We start from the raw sequence: 23332 nt of genomic DNA on the forward strand, positions 1-23332 counted from the left end.
TGTAAAATAAAGAAACAAAGAAGTTTTGGCTCGCAAATTTACTGACAATAAATTTGACTAAGATTTTTCTTTTTGGAGCCTTTTCAAAATACTTACAATCTTGAAAATTGGAGAATTGAAACATGTCAATTACAAAAACACGTCCAGAGGTGCTTGCACCAGCAGGAACACTCGAAAAACTAAAAGTCGCTATTGATTATGGCGCAGACGCAGTATATATTGGTGGACAAGCCTATGGCTTACGTTCACGCGCAGGTAATTTTACTTTTGAAGAAATGGCTGAAGGGGTCGCTTATGCAAGTGCCCACAACGCTAAAGTTTATGTAGCAGCCAATATGGTGACACATGAAGGAAATGAAAAAGGGGCGGGCGAATGGTTCCGTACATTACGTGATTTAGGAATTTCAGCGGTTATCGTTTCTGACCCTGCTTTGATTGCCATCTGCGCTGCTGAAGCACCAGGTTTGGCCATTCACTTGTCAACACAAGCGTCTGCTACTAACTATGAAACCTTAGAATTCTGGAAAAATTTAGGACTTGAACGCGTTGTTTTAGCGCGTGAAGTTTCTGTAGAAGAGTTAAGAGAAATTCGTCAACATACTGATGTTGAAATTGAAGCTTTTGTTCACGGAGCCATGTGTATTTCATACTCAGGACGTTGTGTCTTGTCAAATTATATGAGTATGCGTGATGCTAACCGTGGGGGATGTTCACAATCTTGCCGTTGGAAATATGATTTATATGATATGCCATTTGCTGGCGAGAGAAAATCGATTACCGGTGAAGTCACTGAAGAATTTTCAATGTCAGCCGTTGATATGTCAATGATTGAACATATTCCTGATATGATTGAAAATGGAGTTAATTCGCTTAAAATCGAAGGAAGAATGAAATCAATTCACTATGTTTCAACAGTTTCTAACGTTTATAAAGCAGCTATTGATGCCTATTTGGAATCACCAGAACGTTTTGAAGAAATAAAACCAGCCTTAGTTGATGAATTATGGAAAGTAGCTCAACGTGAATTAGATACTGGCTTTTATTATGGAACGCCTGATGAAAATAAACAACTCTTTGGGGCTCGTCGTAAAATTCCTGAGTACAAATTCGTCGGAGAAGTTGTTGCCTTTGATGCTGAAACAATGGTAGCTACAATTCGTCAAAGAAATGTTATTACAGAAGGTGACCAAATTGAATTTTATGGCCCAGGATTCCGCCACGTGGAAACAATGGTCAAAAATCTTCGTTTGGCAGAAACAGATGAACATATTGACCGTGCACCAAACCCAATGACCCTTTTACATATTGATGTTCCTTTTGCGGTTAAAGCAGGGGATATGATTCGTAAAAATGGCTCAGGTTTGATTAATCTTTATGATAAAAAAACAGGTCTTGCTAAAACAGTACGAGCTTAATAAAAATAAAAAGAGAATTTTTGCTGAAATTCTCTTTTATATCATTTTAGGACTGATAATTTCAGAATTGTCAAACTTCTATTTTTTATAAAATTAAGGCAAAGTGCTATAATCAAAGAAAGAAGATAAAGAAAACAAGGCTTGACTTTATTCTCTTTAAGTAGTCTTTAAAATTCATTTTATACAAAGGAGTCCCAATGATAAAAGCAATTGCCTTAGAAAATGTTTGGTTAAATTTTTCAGATGAAACAAAAGCGGCTTTCAAGAAAAATAAAGCTTACCAGTTTCAATTTAAAAAAGAAGAAGAGCTGACAGAATCAGATTTTATGGAAACAGAAGTATTAGTTGGTCTGCCAAAGCCTGATTTATTAGCAAAATATAAAAATTTAAAATGGCTCCAACTTTTATCAGCTGGAACCAATGGTTATACTCAAGGAGCAAATTTTCCTCAAGAGGTAGTTTTGACAAATGCAACAGGAACTTATGGACTTACGATTTCTGAGCATTTACTAACAATGGCTTTCGTTCTTCTAAGAAAATTTGACCTTTATCAAAAACAACAAGAAAAAGAAATCTGGGAAAATATTGGTCAGATTCAATCTATTTATGGCTCAACAGTATTGGTTCATGGTTTAGGTGATATTGGAAGTCACTTTGCACAAAAGATTCAAGCTTTGGGAGGTCATGTCATTGCAGTCAAACGAACTGTTTATGGTGATGAAGAATTTGCTGATGAAGTCTATGCCGAAACTGACCTAGACAAAGTTTTACCGAGAGCTGATATTATTGCTTCAAGTGTCCCTGGGACCCATGAAACTTATAAATTATTTAATCAAGAAAAATTTGATTTAATGAAAGAAAATGCTATTTTCCTAAATGTTGGTCGGGGAACAAATGTCGATTTAGAAGCCTTGTGTGATGCTCTTGAGTCTAAAAAAATTGCTGGGGCAGGAATTGACGTGACCGACCCAGAACCATTGCCTAAAGGTCACCGGGCTTGGCATACAGAAAGACTATTAATCACTCCTCATGCTTCTGGCGGTTATACTCTTCCTGAAACATGGCGTCGCTTTATGAAAATATTGAAAAAAAATCTCGATGCCTATGCAAATGGTAAGGAATTGACAAATATTGTTGATATGAAAACAGGATATAAACGAAATGCTCACAAATAATATTTCAAAATCAAAATTAAGTGGAAAAAATATCGGTATTTATTTTGGAACTTTTGCTCCTCTACATACGGGGCATCAGCAACAAATCTATAAATGTGCGAGTTTGAATGACGGGGTCTTGCTTGTCGTTTCTGGTTATGATAATGACCGTGGTGCTCAAATTGGCTTACCTCTTGAGAAACGATTTCGTTATTTGCGTGAAGCTTTTAATGATGAAGAAAATATTAAAGTTTCGATGCTTAATGAAAATGATTTACCAGAAATGCCTAATGGTTGGGACGAATGGGCAAATCGTTTATTTGAATTGATTCATCATAATACATTGGAGAGAGATTTATCAGTCACTTTTTATGTCGGCGAATTAGAATACGCAGCAGAATTGAAGAAACGATTTCCAGCTGACGGGAATCAATATGCTGTTGAAATTGCTGACAGACATGATATTTCACTATCAGCCACACAAATTAGAGAAAATCCGCAAGAACACTGGACTCACATTAATCGCGTCTTTAGAAGACATTTTTCGAAAATTGTAACCGTCATGGGTTCAGCTTCAACAGGTAAATCAACCCTTGTTCGCCGTTTGGCACGTTCCATTAATGCCCCGTTTTCAGAAGAATACGCTAGAGAATATGAAGAAGCTTTTAATATTGATGATGATGAGTTGAAAATGGATGACTATGCTCGAATGATTACAGGTCAATATGATGCAAATTCTCGCGAAGTCAATTCGCCTGCTAACCAAGGAATTGTCTTTTTAGATACTGATGCCATTGTGACCAGAGTGTACGCTAAATTATACTTACCTAGAGAAGATTTCGAACAGCTTGAACCTCTATTCAAGAAAACAATTGCCGATGAACGAATGGATTTAATTTTAGTCATTCCACCAATTACAGAATATATTGATGACGGCTTTCGTCATATGGAATGGGAAGAATCACGTCATGAATTCCATGAAGAATTGATGCGTCAATTAGCTGAGTTTGGTTTAATGGATAAAGTTGTTATTTTAGATGACGAAGGAGACCATAGAGACCAAGAAGGTTATTTAACACGTTATCATCATGCAATTGATGCTGTTCACGAATATACTGGTGTAAAAATTGACCGATTGAGTTATTAATTTTACTGACAGCTTTATCTAGAAAATAAAAAGTTACTGACAGATTTGTCAGTAACTTTTTTGTTCTTTATAAGAGCTTTTCAATCTTAATTAATTCTTCGTCAGTAAATTTCAAATGTTCTAAAGCTGCCACATTTTCAATGATTTGTTGCGGACGGCTTGCGCCAATTAAAGCAGAAGTGATGCCTTGAACCCTGTCATCTCTTTCTCGTAAAACCCAGGCCAAGGCCATTTGAGCTAAAGATTGTCCACGACTTTGAGCCAAATCATTAAGCGCTTGGACTTGTTCCAATCTTTCTTTCGTAAGACTGTCATCATGCAAAGTTGCATAATGAGGGTCACGCATTCGCGAATCTTCAGGAATACCATGTAAATATTTTCCGGTTAAGAGTCCTTGGTACAAAGGTTTAAAGGCGATTGTTCCTATCCCCGCCTCCGTCAAAGTTTCTTGCAAATCATCTTCAATCCATCGATCTAGCATTGAATAACGAGGCTGATGAATCAAGAGTTTAAAGCCTAACTTTTCAGCCGCTAAGACCGCAGCTTCGGTTTCTTTGGCGGAATAATTGGACAAACCTACATAAAGTGATTTTCCGCTATCCAGAGCGCTCTTTAAAGCCCCCATTGTTTCTTCAATCGGTGTATTTGGGTCAGGACGATGTGAATAAAAAATATCAACATAGTCAAGTCCCAAACGTTCCAAAGATTGATCAAGACTAGCCAGCAAACTTTTTTTACTGCCCCAGTTTCCATAGGGTCCAGGCCACATTAGATAACCAGCTTTAGTTGAGATAATTAACTCATCACGCATTTTTTGGAAATCTTCTTTCAAAATACGACCAAAATTACGTTCTGCCGAACCGGGTTCTGGCCCATAATTATTGGCCAAATCAAAATGAGTAATTCCTAAATCAAATGCCGTATGAATCATGTCCCTCGCATTTTCAAAATCATCTACCGAACCAAAATTATGCCAGAGTCCTAATGAAAGGGCAGGCAATAATAAACCAGAATTTCCAGCTGGGCGATAAATCATGTGGTCATAACGAGTGGGATTGGGAATATAAGTCATTACTTTCTCCTTAAAAATAGAAATAAAAACGATTTCAGGGAATTATAGCAAATGTAAGCGTCAAATGTTATAATTTTAGGATAGAAAACATTTTTTGATAACAACAAGCGAATCAATGGAGTAAAAATATGTCCAATTTAACCAATGCTGAATCCTATACTTGGCAAATTATTCAAGAAAACTATGAGAAAATTCCACAATTATCAATTTCAGAATTGGCAGAATTGGCTCATGTTTCTCTCTCAACTGTCAATCGAACAGTAAGAAAAAAAGGTTTTGAAGGTTATGGTGAATTTAGATATTCAATTCGTGAGAAAAAACTTCCTGAAATCAATGGTTTTTCCAAAGAAGTCTTGGGGGCTATTGCTAAAAATCAAGAAGAACTTTTGAAAACAATAGAAAATATTTCTGCTGAAGAAATTGAAAAAGCAGTGGAGTTGATTCAAGAATCAGAGGAAATCTTAATTTTTTCACGAGGCTTATCAACAAACGTTGCTGACGAACTGATGAAAAAGTTGCAACTTTTCCGTAAGCCCGTCAGTTTGCATGATGATTCAAAATACATGGCTTACTATGCCCGTTTTGTTAATGAAAAAAGCCTAATCATCGTTTTATCACTTTCAGGAGAAACAGTAGAAATTTTAAATGCTCTAAATATTGCCAAAGGACAAAATCCCAAAATATTATCCTTAACTGTTAATGCTAATACCAGTCTGACCAATCTTTCGGATATAAGTTTGATTGGTTACAAGAGTAGTCTTGAGGTGAATTATTTTGATTTAGATGTTCATAGTAGACTCTCATTATCCATTTTATCAAGAGTTCTAATTGATGCTTACTCCATTTATACTTTAAAACAATAAAGCTTCGATATCAAGTCATATCGAGCTTTTTTTTATAAAAAGAGCAAAATAGAAAGGGTTTCCAAAAGATAAGCTGAAATTGGAAACCCTTTCTTAAATCAAAGTGTTATACTCTAAATGTGAGCGATTTCAAAATGAAATTGAAGACTGTTTCGCTTTTAAAAACTTATCCAAAATAAAAGTTTTCCCAACCAAGGATTACTCGTTTCAAAAGGCAAAACAGTAGCTTTGTAGATTTACTTATGAATTAAGTAGATTTAGTATAAAGGAGGATTCCCATGAAAGAGGGAAAAATGAAACAACGTTTATCGTACGCTTTTGGTGCATTAGGACATGATGTTTACTATTATTCAATTAGTACATTCTTCATCGCCTTTGTAACGGCACAAATGTTTGCTGGAACACCACATGAGGATGCGATGATTGCTTTAGTCACTAGTTTAGTCGTTATTATTCGTTTAATCGAAATTATTTTTGACCCAATCATTGGTTCAATTATTGATAATACCCACACAAGATGGGGAAAATTTAAACCTTGGTTGGTTGTTGGTGGGATTATGTCATCTTTGATGATTATGCTCATGTTTTCAGACTTCTTCGGACTAGCAAAAAGTGATAATCGTACATTATTTGCCATTGTCTTCATCATTGCCTTTATTATTCTTGATGCCTTTTATTCATTCAAAGACATTGCCTTCTGGTCAATGATTCCAGCGCTATCAGAAAAAAATTCTGAACGTGAAACACTTGGAACTTTCGCCCGTTTTGGCTCAGCAATTGGTGCGCAAGGGGCAACTATTTTAGCGATTCCAATTACAATTTTCTTTACTAAAGGTGGACATGCTCAAGGAGCAAGAGGATTCTTTGCTTTTGGTGTTATTGCCGCTTTGGTCCAAGGAATTTCGGCTTTGGTAACCGCTTGGGGAACTAAAGAACAAAAATCAGTTATTCGTCAAGAAGGAACCAAAACAAATACATTGGATGTATTTAAAGCGCTCCTAAAAAATGACCAATTAATGTGGTTGTCACTTTCATATATTTTATTTGCCATTGCTTATGTGGCAACAACAGCAACTTTGATTTTGAACTTTACTTTTGTTATTGGAAATGCTAGTCTTTATTCAATTACAGGAATTGTCGGATTCATTGGTTCAATCATTCTCGTTCCAATGTTTCCGATTTTAGCTAAAAAATTTGGACGACGCAAAGTTTTGACTGGAGCAATCATTTCAATGCTTCTTGGTTATCTCTTGTTCGTTTTAGGAAGTTCAGTAGCAATGACTGTTGCTGGATTAATCTTCTTAACTGCCCCCTATCAACTTGTTTTCTTGTCAGTATTAATGACAATTACTGACTCGGTAGAATATGGTCAATGGAAAAATGGAGTACGTAATGAAGCCGTAACGCTTGCCATGCGTCCATTGCTTGACAAAATTGCCGGTGCTTTCTCAAATGGTATCTATGGATTTGTGGCAATTTCAGCAGGAATGACAGGTTCAAAATATATCGCTGGTCACACTTACGGTGTGGCAACATTTAAACTCTACTCATTTGTAGTTCCAGCCATTTTGATGATTATCGCTTTAGCAGTTTATTTATTCAAAGTTAAATTGACTGAAAAACGTCACGAAGAAATTGTTGCAGAACTCGAAGAACGTTTAAAATAGGTAAATAATTTACTGACAGCTTTTGTAAGATAGAAAATAAAAAGATGAAATTTGTTTAAACTGTCATCAGTAAATCTGTCAGTAGAATTTTTAAAATTTGATTAAAGGTCATTATAGTTAGGAAATATCATGGAAATTAAAATAAGAGATTTTGGCTTAGGAAGTGACTTAATTAGTCTAACCAATAAAGCAGGTGTCACAATTTCTTTTACAAATCTGGGCGCTCGGATTGTTGACTGGCAAAAAGATGGAAAGCATCTGATTCTAGGCTTTGATTCAGCTAAAGAATATTTAGAAAAAGATGCCTATCCTGGTGCAACAGTTGGACCTACAGCAGGAAGAATTAAGGATGGTTTGGTCAAAATTTCTGGGAAAGATTATATCTTAAATCAAAATGAAGGCCCTCAAACCTTACATGGTGGGGAAGAAAGTATTCATACTAAACTTTGGACATATGAAGTTACCGATTTAGGAGCTGAAGTTCAAGTCAAATTTTCCTTAGTTTCTAATGACGGAACAAATGGTTATCCTGGTAAAATAGAAATGTCAGTAACTCATTCTTTTGATGATGACAATAAGTGGAAAATTCATTATGAGGCCATTTCTGATAAAGACACTGTGTTTAATCCAACTGGGCATGTCTATTTTAATTTGAATGGTGATGCTAGTGAATCTGTTGAAAATCATGGACTTCGACTGGCCGCTTCAAGATTTGTTCCTTTAAAAGACCAAACAGAAATTGTTCGTGGTGATATCGTTGATATAAAAAATACAGACTTGGATTTCCGTCAGGAAAAACAATTATCAAATGCCTTCAATTCTAATATGGAACAAGTTCAATTAGTTAAAGGAATTGACCATCCTTTCTTGTTAGACCAGTTAGGACTTGATAAAGAACAAGCTCGTTTAACGCTTGATGATACTTCAATTTCAGTCTTTACCGACCAACCAAGTATTGTGATATTTACAGCAAATTTTGGTGATTTAGGAACTCTTTATCATGAGAAAAAGCAAGTGCACCATGGTGGAATTACTTTTGAATGTCAAGTATCACCTGGATCTGAGCAAATTCCAGAGCTTGGAGATATCAGCCTAAAAGCGGGAGAAAAATATCAAGCAACCACAATTTACAGCTTGCATACAAAATAAAGAAATAAATTTAGAGGAGAGAAGAAATGTCTATAGTTGTAGAAAATAGTACTGTATTATCAGCATTAACAGAAAAATTTGCAGAAGTTTTTGGAGATACAAAAGAAGTTGAATACTTTTTTAGCCCAGGACGAATTAATTTGATTGGTGAACATACCGATTACAATGGGGGATATGTTTTCCCGGCATCAATCACAATTGGAACAACAGGACTAGCTCGTCTGAGAGAAGATAAAAAAGTCAAACTTTACTCAGAAAATTTTCCTAAATTAGGCGTCATTGAATTTGATTTAGATGAAGTTGAAAAGAAAGATGGTGAGCTTTGGTCTAATTATGTTAAGGGAATGATTGTCATGCTTAAAGGAGCAGGATATGAAATTGACAAAGGTTTTGAATTGTTGATAAAAGGAGAAATTCCTACAGCATCTGGCCTTTCATCATCAGCATCACTTGAGCTTTTAGTCGGCGTTGTTTTGGATGATTTATTTAACTTAAATGTTCCACGTCTTGAATTGGTTCAATTAGGACAAAAAACAGAAAATGATTATATTGGTGTTAATTCTGGAATTTTAGACCAATTCGCTATTGGTTTTGGTGAAGTCAAAAAAGCAATCCTATTGGACTGTAACACTCTAAAATATGAGATGGTTCCTGTTGAACTTCGTGATTATGATATTGTTATCATGAATACTAACAAACCGCGGGCTTTGACAGAATCAAAATACAACGAACGTTTTGCTGAAACACGTGAAGCGCTCAAAAGAATGCAAACGAGATTGGACATTCAATCACTTGGAGAATTATCAAATGAAGAATTTGATGCCAATACTGATTTGATTGGGGATGAAACATTAATTAAACGTGCACGTCATGCCGTTTATGAAAATAATCGAACTAAAATTGCTCAAAAAGCATTTGTTGCAGGTAATTTGACAAAATTTGGAGAACTTCTTAATGCTTCACATGCTTCTTTGAAAGATGATTATGAAGTCACAGGACTTGAACTTGATACCTTAGCAGAAACTGCTCAAAAACAAGCCGGTGTCTTGGGGGCCAGAATGACTGGAGCCGGATTTGGCGGTTGTGCAATCGCTCTTGTTGCTCATGACAATGTTTCAGCCTTTGAAAAAGCCGTCGGCCAAGTTTACGAAGAAGTTGTCGGTTATCCAGCAAGCTTTTACGTCGCTCAAATTGGTTCTGGTTCAACAAAGTTGGATGTTGAATAAATCAAATAATATTTAAAAAATTTTATGAGTGATTTAAGTGAGTTAACATTAAATTAGTGATAGCAAATTCAAGCACTCAAAAGTAAGTGCTTGAATTTTGTATTCATTTCCAAAACTCACTAATCAAGACAAAGCAAGAACTTTACTTACAGAAGTAAATTAGAAAGTATTTTATGCCAATTTATCAATCAATTCAAGATTTTATTAGTCTTGCTTTACAAAATGGAACGATTGAGCCACTTGATGAGCTCTATCACAGAAATCAACTTCTTCATTTTCTTGGTCTAAATGATTGGGCAGAAGTCGATAAAGAAGCTCACGAGAAAGATTCCTTGATTTTAATGGACCAACTTTTAGCGATTGCAAATGAAAATAATGTGATTGAAAAAGGACAAGATGAATTTTATGAAGCCGCTCTGATGAATTTTATTACACCACGCCCAAGTAAAATCAATCATGATTTCTGGGAAAAATATAAGACTTCTCCAGATGCAGCAACTCAATATTTTTATGAACTGGCACAGCAAGTGAACCAAGTAAAAACTCGAGATATTGCACGTAATATTGCCTTTAGTCATTTGACAAAATATGGAAAACTTGAAATAACGATTAATCTCTCAAAACCAGAAAAAGACCCCAAAGCCATTGCGGCAGCTAAATTAGTAAAGGCTTCCTCTTATCCAGCCTGTCAACTTTGTTTGGAAAACGAAGGATTTTATGGCATAGGAAATAAACCTGCTCGTTCTAATCATCGAATCATTCAAGTTTCAATTAACGGCGAAGACTGGGGCTTCCAATATTCTCCTTATGCCTATTTTAATGAACACTCGATTTTACTAAATGCTAAACATCAACCAATGGAAATTAATAAACGTGCTTTTGATAATTTATTGGGATTTCTAGATCAATTTCCTGATTATATGATTGGTTCTAATGCAGATTTACCAATTGTTGGAGGGTCAATTTTGACTCATGACCATTATCAAGCTGGACGCTATGAATTTCCGATGGCAAAAGCTGAACTTCGAGAAGAAATTAAACTTCAACAATTTCCAGAAGTTTCTTGCGGAATTGTGAATTGGCCAATGTCTGTTCTAAGATTATCAAGTAAAAACCAAGTAGAACTTTCAAAAGCTGCAGATGAACTTTTAAAAAAATGGCAAGTTTATAGTGATGAAAGTCTTCAAATCAAAGCTAAAAGTGCTGACGGAAAGCTTCATCATACAATTACTCCGATTGCTCGAATTCGAGAGGGGAAATATGAATTAGATTTAGTTTTACGAGATAATAATACAAGTGAAATTTATCCAGATGGAATTTTTCATCCACATCCAGCCCTACACCATATTAAAAAAGAAAATATTGGATTGATTGAAGTGATGGGACTTGCAATTTTACCAGCCAGGTTAAAGACAGAACTTTTGGAAGTTGAAAAATATCTCTTGAATCAAGAAAATGAGATGTCAGAAATTCACAGGCCATGGGCTGAAGAATTGAAAGAAACAGAATATTTTTCAAAAGAATCAGTTCATGAAACAGTTCAGGAAGCAGTTGGAGAAGTATTTGAACAGGTGTTAAAAGATGCCGGAGTATTCAAAGATAATCAAGAGGGACAAAAAGGTTTTTATGAATTTATAAATTTCGTAAATAATTAATTTTCATAAATCAAGAGAGTTTAAAAAAGGAGTTGATAAAATGCCTAAATTAGAAAGCTACAAACGAGTTCACACAGAAGAACTCTACTTTCCTAACGATCAAAAATTATGGAAAGAGCAACAAGAAGCTTTAGTTTTACTGGAAAAGTTTAATCAAACTTCAGTGACTCAGCCAGAGCAACAAATGGAACTTCTAAAAAAAATGTTTTCAGAAATTGGGGAAAATTGTTTTATTCAACCCCCTTTTTATGCTAATTTTGGCGGAAAAAATGTTCATTTTGGGACAGGGATTTACGCTAATTTTAATCTAACATTGGTTGACGATACAGATATTTTTGTAGGAAATCATGTCATGTTTGGACCAAATGTTACGATTGACACGGCGACACATCCTGTCTCGCCTGACTTACGTAAACGAGGGGCTCAATATAATAAAAAAGTTTATATTGAAGAAAATGTTTGGCTAGGTGCTGGTGTAATTGTGTTACCTGGTGTTAGAATTGGGAAAAATAGTGTGATTGGCGCAGGGAGTCTTGTAACTAAAGATATTCCAGATAATGTGGTTGCTTTTGGAACTCCTTGTATGGTTAAAAGAAAAATCAATGATTCTGACTTTAAAACTTATGATCATGGAAAAAAGATTGATTTAGATGAGTTCATCTGAAAGGAATGGCTATGATGACAATGATTGATGTACTAGAGCGTAAAGATTGGGAAAATCCAGTAGTTTCAAATTGGAATAGGTTGCCAATGCATACACCTATGGACTTTTTAGAAAAGCAATCACTGAATGGTCTTTGGAATTTTGATCATTTTTCTAGAATTTCAGATGTACCTAAAAATTGGTTAGAACTGACGGAGAGTAAAACGGAAATTATCGTTCCAAGTAATTGGCAAATAGAATTTAAGGATAAAAGCGATGTTCCAATTTATACAAATGTGACTTATCCTATTCCAATTCAGCCTCCTTATGTACCAGAGGCTAACCCAGTTGGAGCTTATAGTCGCTATTTTGATATCACAAAAGAATGGCTTGAGAGCGGTCATGTTCACCTTACATTTGAAGGGGTTGGATCAGCTTTTCATTTTTGGTTGAATGGGGAATACGGAGGTTATTCAGAAGATAGCCGCTTGCCTGCTGAATTCGATATCAGCAACCTGGCCAAAGAAGGTCAAAATTGTTTAAAAGTTCTAGTTTTTCGTTGGTCAAAAGGCACCTATTTTGAAGATCAAGATATGTGGCGAATGTCAGGTATTTTTCGTTCGGTGAACTTACAATGGCTTCCAGATAACTACTTGTTAGACTTTTCTATAAAAACAGATTTGGATGAGGATTTAGATTTTGCAAATGTAAAACTTCAAGCTTATGCTAAAAACATGGATGATGCTTGTTTAGAATTTAAGCTTTATGATGACGAACAATTAATTGGAGAGTGTCATGGTTTTGATGCAGAAATTGGAGTAGTCAATCCAAAATTATGGTCAGATGAAATTCCCTATCTTTATCGTTTAGAATTAACTTTAATGGACCGGAGTGGGGCGGTATTTCATAAAGAAACAAAAAAAATTGGTATTCGAAAAATTGCTATTGAAAAAGGACAGCTAAAAATAAACGGGAAAGCACTTCTTGTTCGTGGAGTGAATAAGCACGAATTTACCCCTGAGCATGGTTATGTCGTTTCTGAAGAAGTGATGATTAAAGACATCAAATTGATGAAAGAACATAATTTTAATGCGGTCCGCTGCTCTCATTATCCTAATGATTCACGCTGGTATGAATTGTGTGATGAATATGGATTGTATGTTATGGATGAAGCAAATATCGAAACGCATGGAATGACTCCGATGAATCGTTTGACAAATGATCCGACTTATTTACCATTAATGAGTGAACGTGTTACACGAATGGTTATACGTGACCGTAATCATCCATCAATTATTATTTGGTCTCTTGGTAATGAGTCAGGTTATGGAAGTAACCATCAAGCTTTATATGATTGGTGTAAATCATTTGATTCTAGCCGCCCTGTTCATTATGAGGGGGGAGATGACGCAAGTAGAGGAGCAACAGATGCCACTGATATCATTTGTCCGATGTATGCTAGAGTAGATAGTCCAAGTATTAATGCGCCTTATTCATTAAAAACCTGGATGGGGGTAGCTGGAGAGAATAGACCACTAATTCTTTGTGAATATGCTCATGATATGGGGAATTCATTAGGAGGATTCGGGAAGTACTGGCAAGCTTTTCGAGAAATTGACCGATTGCAAGGTGGATTCATCTGGGACTGGGTGGATCAAGGTTTATTAAAAGATGGAAATTATGCTTATGGAGGTGACTTTGGGGATAAGCCAAATGATCGTCAGTTTAGCCTTAATGGTCTTGTTTTTCCAAATCGTCAAGCAAAACCAGCTCTTCGTGAAGCAAAATATTGGCAACAATATTATCAGTTTGAATTGGAGAAAACTCCACTAGGTCAAGTTTTTGCCTTTACAGTTACAAATGAGTATCTATTTCGAAGTACTGACAATGAAAAATTATGTTACCAACTGACCAATGGCTTAGAAGTATTATGGGAAAATGAGCTTATATTGAATATGCCTGCTGGAGGGTCTATGAGAATAGACCTGTCTGAGTTGCCTATTGATGGAACAGATAATTTATTTTTGAACATTCAAGTTAAAACAATTGAGAAATATAATCTTCTTGAGTCTGATTTTGAAGTTGCTCATCAACAATTTGTTCTACAAGAAAAAATTAATTTTACTGACAAAATAGATAGTAATGAAGAAATTACACTTTTGGAGGATGAAGAGCTACTGACCGTACGATCAGCAAAACAGAAATTTATTTTTAATAAAAGCAATGGTAATCTCTCGCGCTGGCTTGATGAGAAAGGCAATGAAAAGTTACTGCATGAGCTCTCAGAACAATTTACAAGGGCTCCATTAGATAATGATATTGGTGTTAGTGAAGTTGAACATATTGATCCTAATGCTTGGTTAGAACGTTGGAAGGCTGTTGGCTTTTATGAGTTAAAAACGCTTTTGAAAAATATGATAATACAAGCAACAGAGAATGAAGTAATTATTTCTGTCCAAACAGACTATGAAGCAAAAGGAAAAATTGCATTTTCAACCATTCGAGAATATCATATTTTTAGAAACGGTGAACTTCTTTTAAAAGTTGATTTTAAAAGAAATATAGAGTTTCCAGAACCAGCTCGAATTGGCTTGTGTCTTCAACTAGCTGAAAAAGCAGAAAATGTTACATATTTTGGACTTGGCCCAGATGAAAATTATCCTGACCGAAGAGGGGCAAGTTTATTTGGCCAGTGGAATTTAAGGATTACTGATATGACAACCCCTTATATTTTTCCTAGTGAAAATGGGTTGAGGATGGAAACCAGAGAGTTAAATTATGGTCGTTTAAAAGTTCGGGCAATGGGTCAATCTTTTGCTTTTAATCTAAGTCCGTATAGTCAAAACCAGCTTGCTAAAAAGGGACATTGGCATCTACTTGAAGAAGAAGCAGGAACATGGTTAAATATTGACGGATTCCATATGGGTGTAGGTGGAGATGATTCATGGAGTCCAAGTGTCGCTCAGGAATATTTATTGACAAAGGGAAATTATCATTATGAAGTTAGTTTTAAATTAACGTGATGATACAAATTTTCAAGAATTTGATATAATATAGAGAAAATGGAGGTTCTTATGACGGTTTTAGTTCTTGGTGGAGCAGGATACGTGGGAAGTCACGCGGTAGATATGCTTCTTAAACGAGGTTACGATGTGGCAGTGGTGGATAATTTAGTGACAGGTCACCGTGAATCTGTTCCAGCAAATGTACGCTTTTACGAGGGTGATGTGCGTGATCATGCTTTCTTAGCTAGTGTTTTTGAAAAAGAAAATATTGAAGGAATCATGCATTTTTGTGCTTACTCTTTAGTGGGTGAGTCAATGCAAAAACCTTTAATGTATTTTAATAATAATGTTGGTGGTGCTCAAGTAATTCTAGAAACGATGGAAGAATTCGGAGTAAAACATATTGTTTTCTCAAGTACAGCAGCTACATTTGGAATTCCAGAAAAAAGTCCAATTTCAGAAAAAACACCTCAAAAACCAATTAATCCTTATGGTGAAAGCAAATTAATCATGGAAAAAATGATGAAATGGCAATCGCAAGCAACTGATATGACTTATGTCGCTTTACGTTATTTCAATGTTGCAGGGGCTAAGGATGATGGTTCAATTGGTGAAGCTCATAAAAATGAAACACATTTGATTCCAATTATTTTGCAAACAGCACTTGGCCAAAGGGAATTCATTACTATTTATGGTGATGACTATCACACGCCTGATGGAACTTGTATTCGTGATTATATTGATATGGAAGATTTGATTGAAGCACACATCAAAGCACTAGAGTATCTTAAAGCGGGCGGTCAGTCTGACCAATTTAATCTCGGTTCAAGTAAAGGTTATTCAAATCTTGAAGTACTTGAAACCGCACGAAAAGTAACAGGTAAAGAAATTTCAAGCCAAATGGGTGAACGCCGTGCAGGAGACCCAGATGAACTAGTTGCTGATTCAACAAAAGCTGGTGAAATTTTGGGTTGGAAAGCACAAAATGATTTAGAGCACATTATTACGAACGCTTGGAAATGGCACCAAAGTCATCCAAAAGGTTATTGATAAATTTTAAAAAGCTCAGTTATCTGTGCTTTTTATAATTTTGTCGTGAAAATGTAAAGCAATTCAAAGTAATTATTAATAAAAAAATTTGATATAATGAAGTGGATGAAAAAAAGACAGGCAAGAAAAAATAATAATAAATTTAAAATCGTTTTCTTTACTTTAGTAGGTATAATCTTCCTGTTAGGAATAGGCATATTCATATTACATATTAATGGAACAACTACTTATGATAAAAGTGAGAGTACAAAAACAAGTTTAGTAACAACTAGTAAAAAATCGTCTTCAGGAAAGCCGGTGATTTATCCAACGATATATATCACAGGTTCGTCAGGAGGACTAACTCCCCCTGATGTTATGGTTAAGAAACTTTTGCCTATAAAAAGTCTTCCGGCAGATAAATCTTTGCAAATCATCTCGAATATTACAAAAAATTATGATTTAACAGTTAAAGGAGAAATATCAAAAGATAATCAATACCCTTTAATTGAGTTTGCAACAGGCAAAGGAACTGGTTCAGGTGAGCCCTACTCCATAGGTTTACAAAAAATGATGAATTATTTAAGTGATCACTATAATATTCCTTGGGTTAATATGGTAGGCTATTCTTCCGGTGGGACTGGAGCTATCTACTATATGATTGACACTGTTGACAACCCAAATTTTCCACCGGTGAATAAATTTGTTTCTTTAGATGGTGAATATAATGAAGGAACAAAATTACAATATGGTGAGACCCTAACTAATGTTTTAGAAAATGGTCCTTGGGTTAAAACAGGAATGTACAAATATATTGAAGATAACTATGAAAAAGTGTCTTCAAAAACCGAAATGATGTTTCTTGAAGGAGATTTTGATACTCAAAATCAAACGGATAGTGCTATTCCCTGGGCAGATAGTTTTTCAATCTATCATCTTTTTAAAAAGAACGGAAATGAAATAAGTGCAACTTTATATCCGACAAAAACCAGTCACGCCCATGCAACCGAAAATGAAATAGCTATTAAATATATCAAAAATTTTATTTATGATACACCATAAAAAAAACTCGGAATTAAGATTCCGAGTTTTTTTGAAGAATTTCATAGTAATGATGTTTTTTTTGTAAAATAAAATCTAAGTGACATTCTAAATCAGTAATTTGTTGGCGTAAAATTCGCTCTTGTTCAACTAAAAGTGAAATACGTTGAATAATTGTTGAATCGCCTTGTTCTCTTAAGCGAGAATAATCTTGGATTTTTGCAAGAGGCATTCCTGTTGCTTTAGCTCTTTTGATAAAGTAAATCCATTCAAGGTCAGTTTCTGTAAACTCTCGATAATTACTAGAGTTTCGAGCAGGTTTTAACAAATCAAGTTCTTCATAATAACGAAGAGTATCGATTGGAAGTTCGGTCAGTAAAGCTATTTCTGAAATTTTATAAGTTTTAGTCATTTTTTTCTCTTTTTTGCTTGCCCTCAAGTTAACTTGAGGGTTTATAATGATTTTATCATAGAAAGCTGGTAAATAAAATGAATAAAAAAGAAATTGGTTTAAAAAATTTAGCGAAAATTGATGGAGTAGCTGCTGAAGTTGTTTTTTGATTCACTCAAAGACCTTGCACCAGACTTGAATAATCTGATGCTAAAATTTGCTTTTGGAACGATTTATGAGCGAGGAGTTCTCAATTTTAAAGACCGTGAAATGATTACTATCACCAGTTTGTTGACTCAAGGAGGCTGTGAAAATCAATTGCGCGTGCATATTCAAGCTTCGTTAAATGTTGGACTAACGCAAGAAGAAATTATTGAAACTTTTATTCACTGTGCTCCTTATGTCGGTTTTCCAAGAGTTTTAAATGCTATCTTTGTTGCTAAGGAAATTTTTACTGACAGAAAGTAAAAAAGTTACTGATGAATTTTTGTCATAGGATAGCTGTTACTGCTTTAGCAGTTTACAGATATGCTAGTAGTTTCATCAGTAACTTTTTATTGCTCTTGTTCAATGGTTCCAGCATTAACATGGAAAATACTCAGATTTTCAGGTAAATTTTTAAGATGATCAAGAGTAGTTGTAGTTATAAAAGTTTGTGTTTTACCCAAACTTGTTTCAATCAAATCAAGTTGACGATGATTGTCTAATTCACTCATGACATCATCTAAAAGTAAAATCGGATACTCACCAGTCTCTTCAAAAATTAAATCAATTTCTGCTAATTTAATTGAGAGAGCAACGGTTCGTTGTTGTCCTTGACTACCAAAATCAGCAACATTAATCTCATTGATAAAAAATTGTAAATCGTCACGATGAGGTCCAACCGATGTTTGATGCCTAAAAATATCATGGTCTTGTCTGCTCAATAATTCTTTTGAAAAGTCAGTTTTCACATTTTGATTATAAATGATTTTTAAATTTTCTTTACCATGAGTAAGTTGCTCATGGATTTTTTTTGCATGAACTTCAAGTTTATCAATAAAATTTTGCCGCTCAAGCATGATTTTATTACCATGTTCAGCTAATTGTCCGTCAAGAACACTTAAAAAATTTTTATCAATTTTGTCTTTATCAAATTTTAAGTAAGCATTCCGTTCTTTTAACGCACGATTATATCGCATGGAATCATAAAGGTAAACCGCATGGATTTGTCCCAGTTCAATATCCATAAATTTTCTGCGGGTAGCTGGAGAACCTTTGACTAATTCCAAATTTTCAGGTGCAAACATCAAGATTTTTAGTTGACCAATGTAGTCGGCTAAGCGATTTTCTTTGAGATGATTGGCTTTAGCAATTCTCCCTTTGGGACTTAATTGAACTTCAAGTGGAACAGTTACATGAGCTTTTTCAACGACTCCTGAGACCTTCATTTCTTGTTGCGACCAAGAAATGAGCTCTTTGTCGTGACTTGTTCTGTGACTACGAGTGAGTGCTAAAAAATGAATCGCCTCAAGAATATTTGTTTTCCCTTGAGCATTTTGTCCTAAAAAAATATTGAGATTAGGATGAAAATCAAGTTTTAATTCCTCATAATTACGAAAATTTTTGAGTTCAATTGCTTTGAGTTTCATTATTTTCTACCAGGAAAACGTGGCGGAGCTTTTTTAGCTGGTTTTGTCGTCTTGTTTTCCGCGTTCATTTTTTTCACAATAGCTTTAACACGCGCTTCTTCAGCTTTTTCTGCTTCATGTTCTCTAATCGCATCAGCGTCAGCTTGCTCAAAAGTAACTTTTAAATCAAAAGTTGGAAATTCTAATAAATCTCCGTCACGGAGTTTTTTGCCACGACGATTTTCAGCTTCGCCATTATAGAAAATATTTCCTTCGTTTTCAGCAAGGAAAATTTTTGCTTGACCTCCTGTTGAAATTAATCCAAGTTCTTTCAAAACTTGTCCGAGTGTGATATATTCTTCAAATAAAATGTATTTTTTCATAGTCTTATTTTAACATAAATCTGAAATTTAGTTCATTGGAAATTTAGAAATTTATTGAATAAAATAAGGAAGCTTTAAGATAAAAATTATTCGTCATTTTCGTTAGGAAATCTCACAAAATTCCTTCAGTTTTTGGTATAATAAAGGTTGCCTTAATAACTAGAAAAAGCTTGATAAAATAGGAAAGTGATAGTCAATTGACAGAAATTAAAATGGCAGATGGAGTGATGCTTCATCTCATTAAAGAAAGCAAATTTAAAACAGTAAGACTAATGGTTCGTTTTCGTGAAGAAATGTCAGCTGACACCCTTGGGAAACGTGTCCTTATTTCTAATATGCTCGAAAGCACTAATGTGGTTTATCAAACCGGAAAAGATTTTAGTCGCAAATTATCTGAAATGTATGGCGCTTCGTTTACGACAGGAGTGGCTAAAAAAGGGAAACAACATTTACTTTCTCTTAATATGAGTATCGTAAATCCTAAACTTGTTGATTTTGATACTTTGGGAGCAGCAGTCGATTTCTTGAAAATTGCAATTTTTCAACCCGATGCTGCTAATGGTCAATTCAATCCCGAAATTTTCAAAAGAGAGCAAAGAAATTTATTGCATTATTTGGCCTCAATGAATGATGACCGTTCTTATTATGCCAGCCGTCAGTTGGCTAATTTATTCTTTGAAGATGAGAATCAAGCATTACCAAGTGTTGGAACGAGCGAATTGATTGCCAAAGAAAATCCAAAAGCCGTTTTTGAATATTATCAAAAAATGCTGACAGACAATGCCATTGATATCTTTGTCTTAGGTGATGTAGATGAAAAACGAATGATTGAACGATTCGCAGACTTCAATTTTACTGACAGAGCTGTCAGTAAAGAAATTTTTTATCAACAATCACTGACAGAAAGCTCAGTAGTGTCAGATGAAAAAGAGGTGGCTCAATCTATTTTGCAATTCGCTTATCAAATGCCAATTGCTTATGGAGACAAAAACTACCTTGCTTTGCAAGTGATGAATGGACTTTTGGGAGGTTTTGCTCATTCAAAACTCTTTACCAATGTTCGGGAAAAAGCAAGTTTAGCCTATTCAATTTCTTCAACTTTTGATTCTTTCACAGGTTTTCTAAAAATTGCAGCTGGAATTGACGTTGAAAATTATGAAGAAGCCAAAAGTTTAATCTTTGAACAATTAGAAGCCATAAAATCAGGAGATTTTACAGAATTAGAAGTTGAGCAAACCAAAACAATGTTACGAAATGCTTATTTTGTGGGGCAGGATTCGCCGTCAAACACAATTGAGTTAGAGTATGTAAAAGCACTTATTCCAGATAAATTTTTACCGATGTCTGAATTTTTAAAGGCCCTCGAATCTGTTTCAAAAGCCGATTTGATTAGCGTTGCAAAATCATTAAATCTGCAGGCAGAATACTTTATGAAAGGATTTACTGTGAATCAGGAAAAAATGGAGGTCAGCCTTGAAAAGTAAGTTTTATGAAAAAATAGGTGAGAGATTATTTACAGATATTTTGCCTAATGGCTTGACAGTTTATTATCTTCCAAAAGCAGATTACAATCGAACTTACGGCTTGTTCACTACAAATTTTGGTTCACTTGATACAAGTTTTGTCCCATTGGGAGAAAGTGAATTTCAGACTTTTCCAGAAGGAATCGCCCATTTCTTAGAGCATAAACTTTTTGAAAAAGAAGAGGGTGATGTCATGTATAAGTTTGGAGCTTTGGGAGCTCAAACTAATGCTTTTACAAGTTTTTCAAGGACTTCGTACCTTTTTTCTACTCGTGAAAATTCTTATGAATGTACAGAACTTTTACTTGATTTTGTCCAAAAACCTTATTTTACAAAAGAAAATGTTGAAAAGGAACAAGGAATTATTCAACAAGAAATCCAAATGTATCAAGATGACAGCGATTGGCGTCTTTTTGCAGGGCTTTTGGAAAAAATGTACCCTGATTCTCCTTTAGCAGCTGATATTGCTGGGACACCAGCAACAATTAATGCCATTACGGCAGATGATTTGTATAAAAATTATGAAGTTTTTTATCATCCTAAAAATATGAATTTGTTCCTAACAGGTCCTTTTGATATTGAGATGATGTCAGACTTTGTAAGAAGTAATCAAGCTAAAAAAGACTTTGCTGATCTATCAGAAATTCAAAGAAAAGAAATTAAAGCGAGCGAACCAATTTCGGGAGAGAGTTTGGAACTTGAAGTCGCCATGCCAAAATTTGCTTTTGGTCTGCGCGGTGAAGACCAACTTTCAAGTGACTCAAAGACCCTATTTAAATATAAATTAGCCAATCAACTTTTTCTCGATTTGCTTTTTGGTAGAACCAGTCAGCGCTATGAAGAGCTTTATAATTCAGGCCTAATCGACGATTCCTTTGGTTTCTCCTTTGATTTGGACAAGAGATTTCATTTTGCAGTGTTGACTGCTGACACAGAAAATCCGCAAATTTTAGGTCAAACTTTGCAAGAAGCCATAAAAAGTTATAAAATAGATAGAGATTTTAGTGAGGAACATCTCGACTTACTCAAAAGAGAAATGTTGGGAGATTATTTTAGTTCATTAAATTCGCTTGAATATATTGCGAATCAATTTTCATCAGAAATTTATGGTGACTTAACTTTCTTTGATTTCCCTGAAATTTTGAAAGAATTAAGTCTGTCAGAAATTGAAAAATTTGCTGACCAATTTATTTCTGAGATGAAAAAAGTAGAATTTACAATTTTACCTAAATAAATCCCTCTGTCAGTAAGACAGAAAAGCTAAAAATCTACTGACAGAAATTTAAGCATATTAAAATCTTTCTGTCAGTAAAATAAAAGTCGCTCAAAGTTTCAGTGAAACTTTGTCAGCGCAATTTCTAAGGTGAGATAGTAAAAATCTCCAAAATAAACAAAGAACAGTGATAATTAACAATCGATGTGCAGTACAAAAATGAAGGGAGGATATGTTGACAATCAAAACAATCGGACAAGTCTTAAAAGAAAAGCGGACATCGCTTGGACTTGATCTTTCTGAAGCAGAACAATTAACTCAAGTACAAAAATTATATATCGTAGCACTGGAGACAGATGACTATAAAGCCCTACCGGGTGACTTTTACATTAAAGCTTACCTCAAACAATATGCAGAAAAATTGGGGTTGAATGCAGATAGAATTATTCAAGCCTATGATGAAGGCAAAGGAATCACAGTTGAGGATAAAGAGGATATCCTAGAAAATTATCATTTTGTGAAACCGAGTGAGCGAGTAGAACCTGAGGAAGAAGTGCCAAAAACATGGCGTCATTATGTACCAATTATTTCTTTATCAGCAGTGGCATTATTAATTGTAGTAGGTGTTTTTGCAGCGGTAATTATGAATAAACCAGAAACACCAGATTTAATAACCAATGATTATTCTTATTCAAAGAGTGAAGTTAGCACTTCTAAGTCTTCTACAAGCTCTACAAAACCATCAGAAAGTAGTACACAAGCAAGTAGTAGTAAACCTGAACCAACAATTGCTATCTCAGGCTCAAGTTCGGCAATGATTGCCACAATTTCTAATATTTCTGACCCTATAAAAGTTGATTTTTCAGTTGCAGCAGGACGAACAATTTGGGTTGGCATGACGAATTCCAATGTTCCAGCAACTGGTCAAACATTATCTGATGGAGCAAATAGTCTGTCTGCTTTAGTGACAACAGGCGCAGAAAATTCAGTAATTACACTTGGAAGTGTTCAAGGGCTTACCATTACGGTTAATGGAAAAGCTCTTGATTTATCATCACTAACCACAACTGGACCAAATAAAATTACTTTACAAATTAATCGAACGACAAGCAATTCAGCTGCTCAATAAATAAAAGTTGAGGCTTA

18 protein-coding genes and 2 pseudogenes are annotated in these 23332 nt (G+C 34.8%); 16 read left to right on the top strand and 4 right to left on the bottom strand.

Annotated elements, in window-relative coordinates; all coding sequences use genetic code 11:
* Positions 1-122 precede the first annotated feature (122 nt).
* The 3 genes from IAE52_RS06880 to IAE52_RS06890 all read left to right on the top strand — a co-directional run bounded on the left by IAE52_RS06880 (position 123) and on the right by IAE52_RS06890 (position 3716).
* The gene (locus IAE52_RS06880) at positions 123-1415 is read left to right on the top strand and encodes a U32 family peptidase (protein WP_021721751.1); all 1293 of its coding nucleotides are present in this window, start codon (positions 123-125) and stop codon (positions 1413-1415) included.
* A 197-nt stretch (positions 1416-1612) separates the two neighbouring features.
* Positions 1613-2590, top strand: coding sequence for a D-2-hydroxyacid dehydrogenase (locus IAE52_RS06885; protein WP_109991321.1), 978 nt, complete (start codon positions 1613-1615; stop codon positions 2588-2590).
* A complete protein-coding gene (locus IAE52_RS06890; protein ID WP_010906251.1) occupies positions 2577-3716 on the top strand; it encodes a nicotinamide-nucleotide adenylyltransferase in 1140 nt (379 codons plus the stop codon). The genes IAE52_RS06885 and IAE52_RS06890 overlap by 14 nt, the downstream gene beginning before the upstream one ends.
* Positions 3717-3783: 67 nt before the next feature.
* Here IAE52_RS06890 and mgrA read toward each other — a convergent pair whose 3' ends face one another.
* Complete coding sequence (mgrA, locus tag IAE52_RS06895) at positions 3784-4788, bottom strand: L-glyceraldehyde 3-phosphate reductase (RefSeq protein WP_109991320.1); 1005 nt, start codon at positions 4786-4788, stop codon at positions 3784-3786.
* A gap of 125 nt (positions 4789-4913) precedes the next feature.
* Here mgrA and IAE52_RS11710 point away from each other — a divergent pair.
* The 9 genes and pseudogenes from IAE52_RS11710 to IAE52_RS06940 form a co-directional block, all read left to right on the top strand.
* A pseudogene (locus tag IAE52_RS11710) lies at positions 4914-5651 on the top strand (MurR/RpiR family transcriptional regulator); the annotation flags it as partial.
* A 278-nt stretch (positions 5652-5929) separates the two neighbouring features.
* Positions 5930-7318 carry a glycoside-pentoside-hexuronide (GPH):cation symporter gene (locus IAE52_RS06905; protein ID WP_004254704.1) on the top strand — a complete coding sequence of 463 codons (1389 nt, stop codon included), beginning with the start codon at positions 5930-5932 and terminating at the stop codon, positions 7316-7318.
* A gap of 129 nt (positions 7319-7447) precedes the next feature.
* A complete protein-coding gene (gene galM / locus IAE52_RS06910; RefSeq protein WP_004254708.1) occupies positions 7448-8467 on the top strand; it encodes a galactose-1-epimerase in 1020 nt (339 codons plus the stop codon).
* 26 nt (positions 8468-8493) lie between these two features.
* Positions 8494-9693, top strand: coding sequence for a galactokinase (locus tag IAE52_RS06915; RefSeq protein ID WP_010906249.1), 1200 nt, complete (start codon positions 8494-8496; stop codon positions 9691-9693).
* 173 nt (positions 9694-9866) lie between these two features.
* Positions 9867-11348, top strand: a complete 1482-nt coding sequence (locus IAE52_RS06920) for a UDP-glucose--hexose-1-phosphate uridylyltransferase (RefSeq protein ID WP_109991319.1) — start codon at positions 9867-9869, stop codon at positions 11346-11348.
* A gap of 40 nt (positions 11349-11388) precedes the next feature.
* Positions 11389-12012 (top strand): sugar O-acetyltransferase, encoded by a 624-nt coding sequence (locus IAE52_RS06925; protein WP_033900809.1) that lies wholly within the window; start codon positions 11389-11391, stop codon positions 12010-12012.
* A gap of 5 nt (positions 12013-12017) precedes the next feature.
* Entirely contained in the window at positions 12018-15014 is a 2997-nt protein-coding gene (locus IAE52_RS06930; protein ID WP_109991318.1) for a beta-galactosidase, read from the top strand.
* A 51-nt stretch (positions 15015-15065) separates the two neighbouring features.
* Entirely contained in the window at positions 15066-16046 is a 981-nt protein-coding gene (gene galE, locus IAE52_RS06935; protein ID WP_033900814.1) for a UDP-glucose 4-epimerase GalE, read from the top strand.
* Between the two features lie 105 nt (positions 16047-16151).
* Positions 16152-17087: an alpha/beta hydrolase gene (locus IAE52_RS06940; protein WP_033900815.1), complete on the top strand. Its 936-nt coding sequence runs from the start codon at positions 16152-16154 to the stop codon at positions 17085-17087.
* Positions 17088-17100: 13 nt separating this feature from the next.
* Here the strand turns inward: IAE52_RS06940 and IAE52_RS06945 are convergent, their stop codons facing one another.
* Positions 17101-17478: a MerR family transcriptional regulator gene (locus IAE52_RS06945; protein ID WP_109991317.1), complete on the bottom strand. Its 378-nt coding sequence runs from the start codon at positions 17476-17478 to the stop codon at positions 17101-17103.
* A 77-nt stretch (positions 17479-17555) separates the two neighbouring features.
* On the opposite strand from IAE52_RS06945, the pseudogene IAE52_RS06950 reads away from it, so the two are divergent.
* Positions 17556-17925, top strand: a pseudogene (locus IAE52_RS06950) (carboxymuconolactone decarboxylase family protein).
* A gap of 86 nt (positions 17926-18011) precedes the next feature.
* On the opposite strand, the gene recF reads toward IAE52_RS06950, so the two are convergent.
* A complete protein-coding gene (gene recF, locus IAE52_RS06955; RefSeq protein ID WP_033900817.1) occupies positions 18012-19088 on the bottom strand; it encodes a DNA replication/repair protein RecF in 1077 nt (358 codons plus the stop codon).
* Positions 19088-19450 carry a S4 domain-containing protein YaaA gene (gene yaaA, locus IAE52_RS06960; RefSeq protein WP_109991316.1) on the bottom strand — a complete coding sequence of 121 codons (363 nt, stop codon included), beginning with the start codon at positions 19448-19450 and terminating at the stop codon, positions 19088-19090. Before yaaA ends, recF begins: the two co-directional genes overlap by 1 nt.
* Before the next feature lie 197 nt (positions 19451-19647).
* On the opposite strand from yaaA, the gene yfmF reads away from it, so the two are divergent.
* The 3 genes from yfmF (at position 19648) to IAE52_RS06975 (ending at position 23315) form a co-directional block, all read left to right on the top strand.
* On the top strand, positions 19648-20934 hold the full coding sequence (gene yfmF, locus IAE52_RS06965) for an EF-P 5-aminopentanol modification-associated protein YfmF (protein ID WP_187398478.1): 1287 nt from the start codon (positions 19648-19650) through the stop codon (positions 20932-20934).
* Complete coding sequence (gene yfmH, locus IAE52_RS06970; protein ID WP_017865078.1) at positions 20924-22207, top strand: EF-P 5-aminopentanol modification-associated protein YfmH; 1284 nt, start codon at positions 20924-20926, stop codon at positions 22205-22207. The genes yfmF and yfmH overlap by 11 nt, the downstream gene beginning before the upstream one ends.
* Positions 22208-22418: 211 nt before the next feature.
* Positions 22419-23315: a RodZ family helix-turn-helix domain-containing protein gene (locus tag IAE52_RS06975; RefSeq protein ID WP_109991315.1), complete on the top strand. Its 897-nt coding sequence runs from the start codon at positions 22419-22421 to the stop codon at positions 23313-23315.
* Positions 23316-23332 lie beyond the last annotated feature (17 nt).

This window comes from Lactococcus sp. S47, from assembly GCF_016517475.1.
GTDB lineage: Bacteria > Bacillota > Bacilli > Lactobacillales > Streptococcaceae > Lactococcus > Lactococcus lactis.

Excerpts from the sequence above, each read along its gene's own strand:
- IAE52_RS06885 (WP_109991321.1), top strand. The coding sequence starts at position 1,613 with ATGATAAAAGCAATTGCCTTAGAAAATGTTTGGTTAAATTTTTCAGAT.
- recF (WP_033900817.1), bottom strand. The coding sequence starts at position 19,088 with ATGAAACTCAAAGCAATTGAACTCAAAAATTTTCGTAATTATGAGGAA.
- yaaA (WP_109991316.1), bottom strand. The coding sequence starts at position 19,450 with ATGAAAAAATACATTTTATTTGAAGAATATATCACACTCGGACAAGTT.
- IAE52_RS06925 (WP_033900809.1), top strand. The coding sequence starts at position 11,389 with ATGCCTAAATTAGAAAGCTACAAACGAGTTCACACAGAAGAACTCTAC.
- mgrA (WP_109991320.1), bottom strand. The coding sequence starts at position 4,788 with ATGACTTATATTCCCAATCCCACTCGTTATGACCACATGATTTATCGC.
- IAE52_RS06945 (WP_109991317.1), bottom strand. The coding sequence starts at position 17,478 with ATGACTAAAACTTATAAAATTTCAGAAATAGCTTTACTGACCGAACTT.
- galE (WP_033900814.1), top strand. The coding sequence starts at position 15,066 with ATGACGGTTTTAGTTCTTGGTGGAGCAGGATACGTGGGAAGTCACGCG.
- IAE52_RS06940 (WP_033900815.1), top strand. The coding sequence starts at position 16,152 with ATGAAAAAAAGACAGGCAAGAAAAAATAATAATAAATTTAAAATCGTT.
- IAE52_RS06905 (WP_004254704.1), top strand. The coding sequence starts at position 5,930 with ATGAAAGAGGGAAAAATGAAACAACGTTTATCGTACGCTTTTGGTGCA.
- IAE52_RS06880 (WP_021721751.1), top strand. The coding sequence starts at position 123 with ATGTCAATTACAAAAACACGTCCAGAGGTGCTTGCACCAGCAGGAACA.
- IAE52_RS06930 (WP_109991318.1), top strand. The coding sequence starts at position 12,018 with ATGGCTATGATGACAATGATTGATGTACTAGAGCGTAAAGATTGGGAA.
- galM (WP_004254708.1), top strand. The coding sequence starts at position 7,448 with ATGGAAATTAAAATAAGAGATTTTGGCTTAGGAAGTGACTTAATTAGT.
- IAE52_RS06890 (WP_010906251.1), top strand. The coding sequence starts at position 2,577 with ATGCTCACAAATAATATTTCAAAATCAAAATTAAGTGGAAAAAATATC.
- IAE52_RS06920 (WP_109991319.1), top strand. The coding sequence starts at position 9,867 with ATGCCAATTTATCAATCAATTCAAGATTTTATTAGTCTTGCTTTACAA.
- IAE52_RS06915 (WP_010906249.1), top strand. The coding sequence starts at position 8,494 with ATGTCTATAGTTGTAGAAAATAGTACTGTATTATCAGCATTAACAGAA.
- IAE52_RS06975 (WP_109991315.1), top strand. The coding sequence starts at position 22,419 with ATGTTGACAATCAAAACAATCGGACAAGTCTTAAAAGAAAAGCGGACA.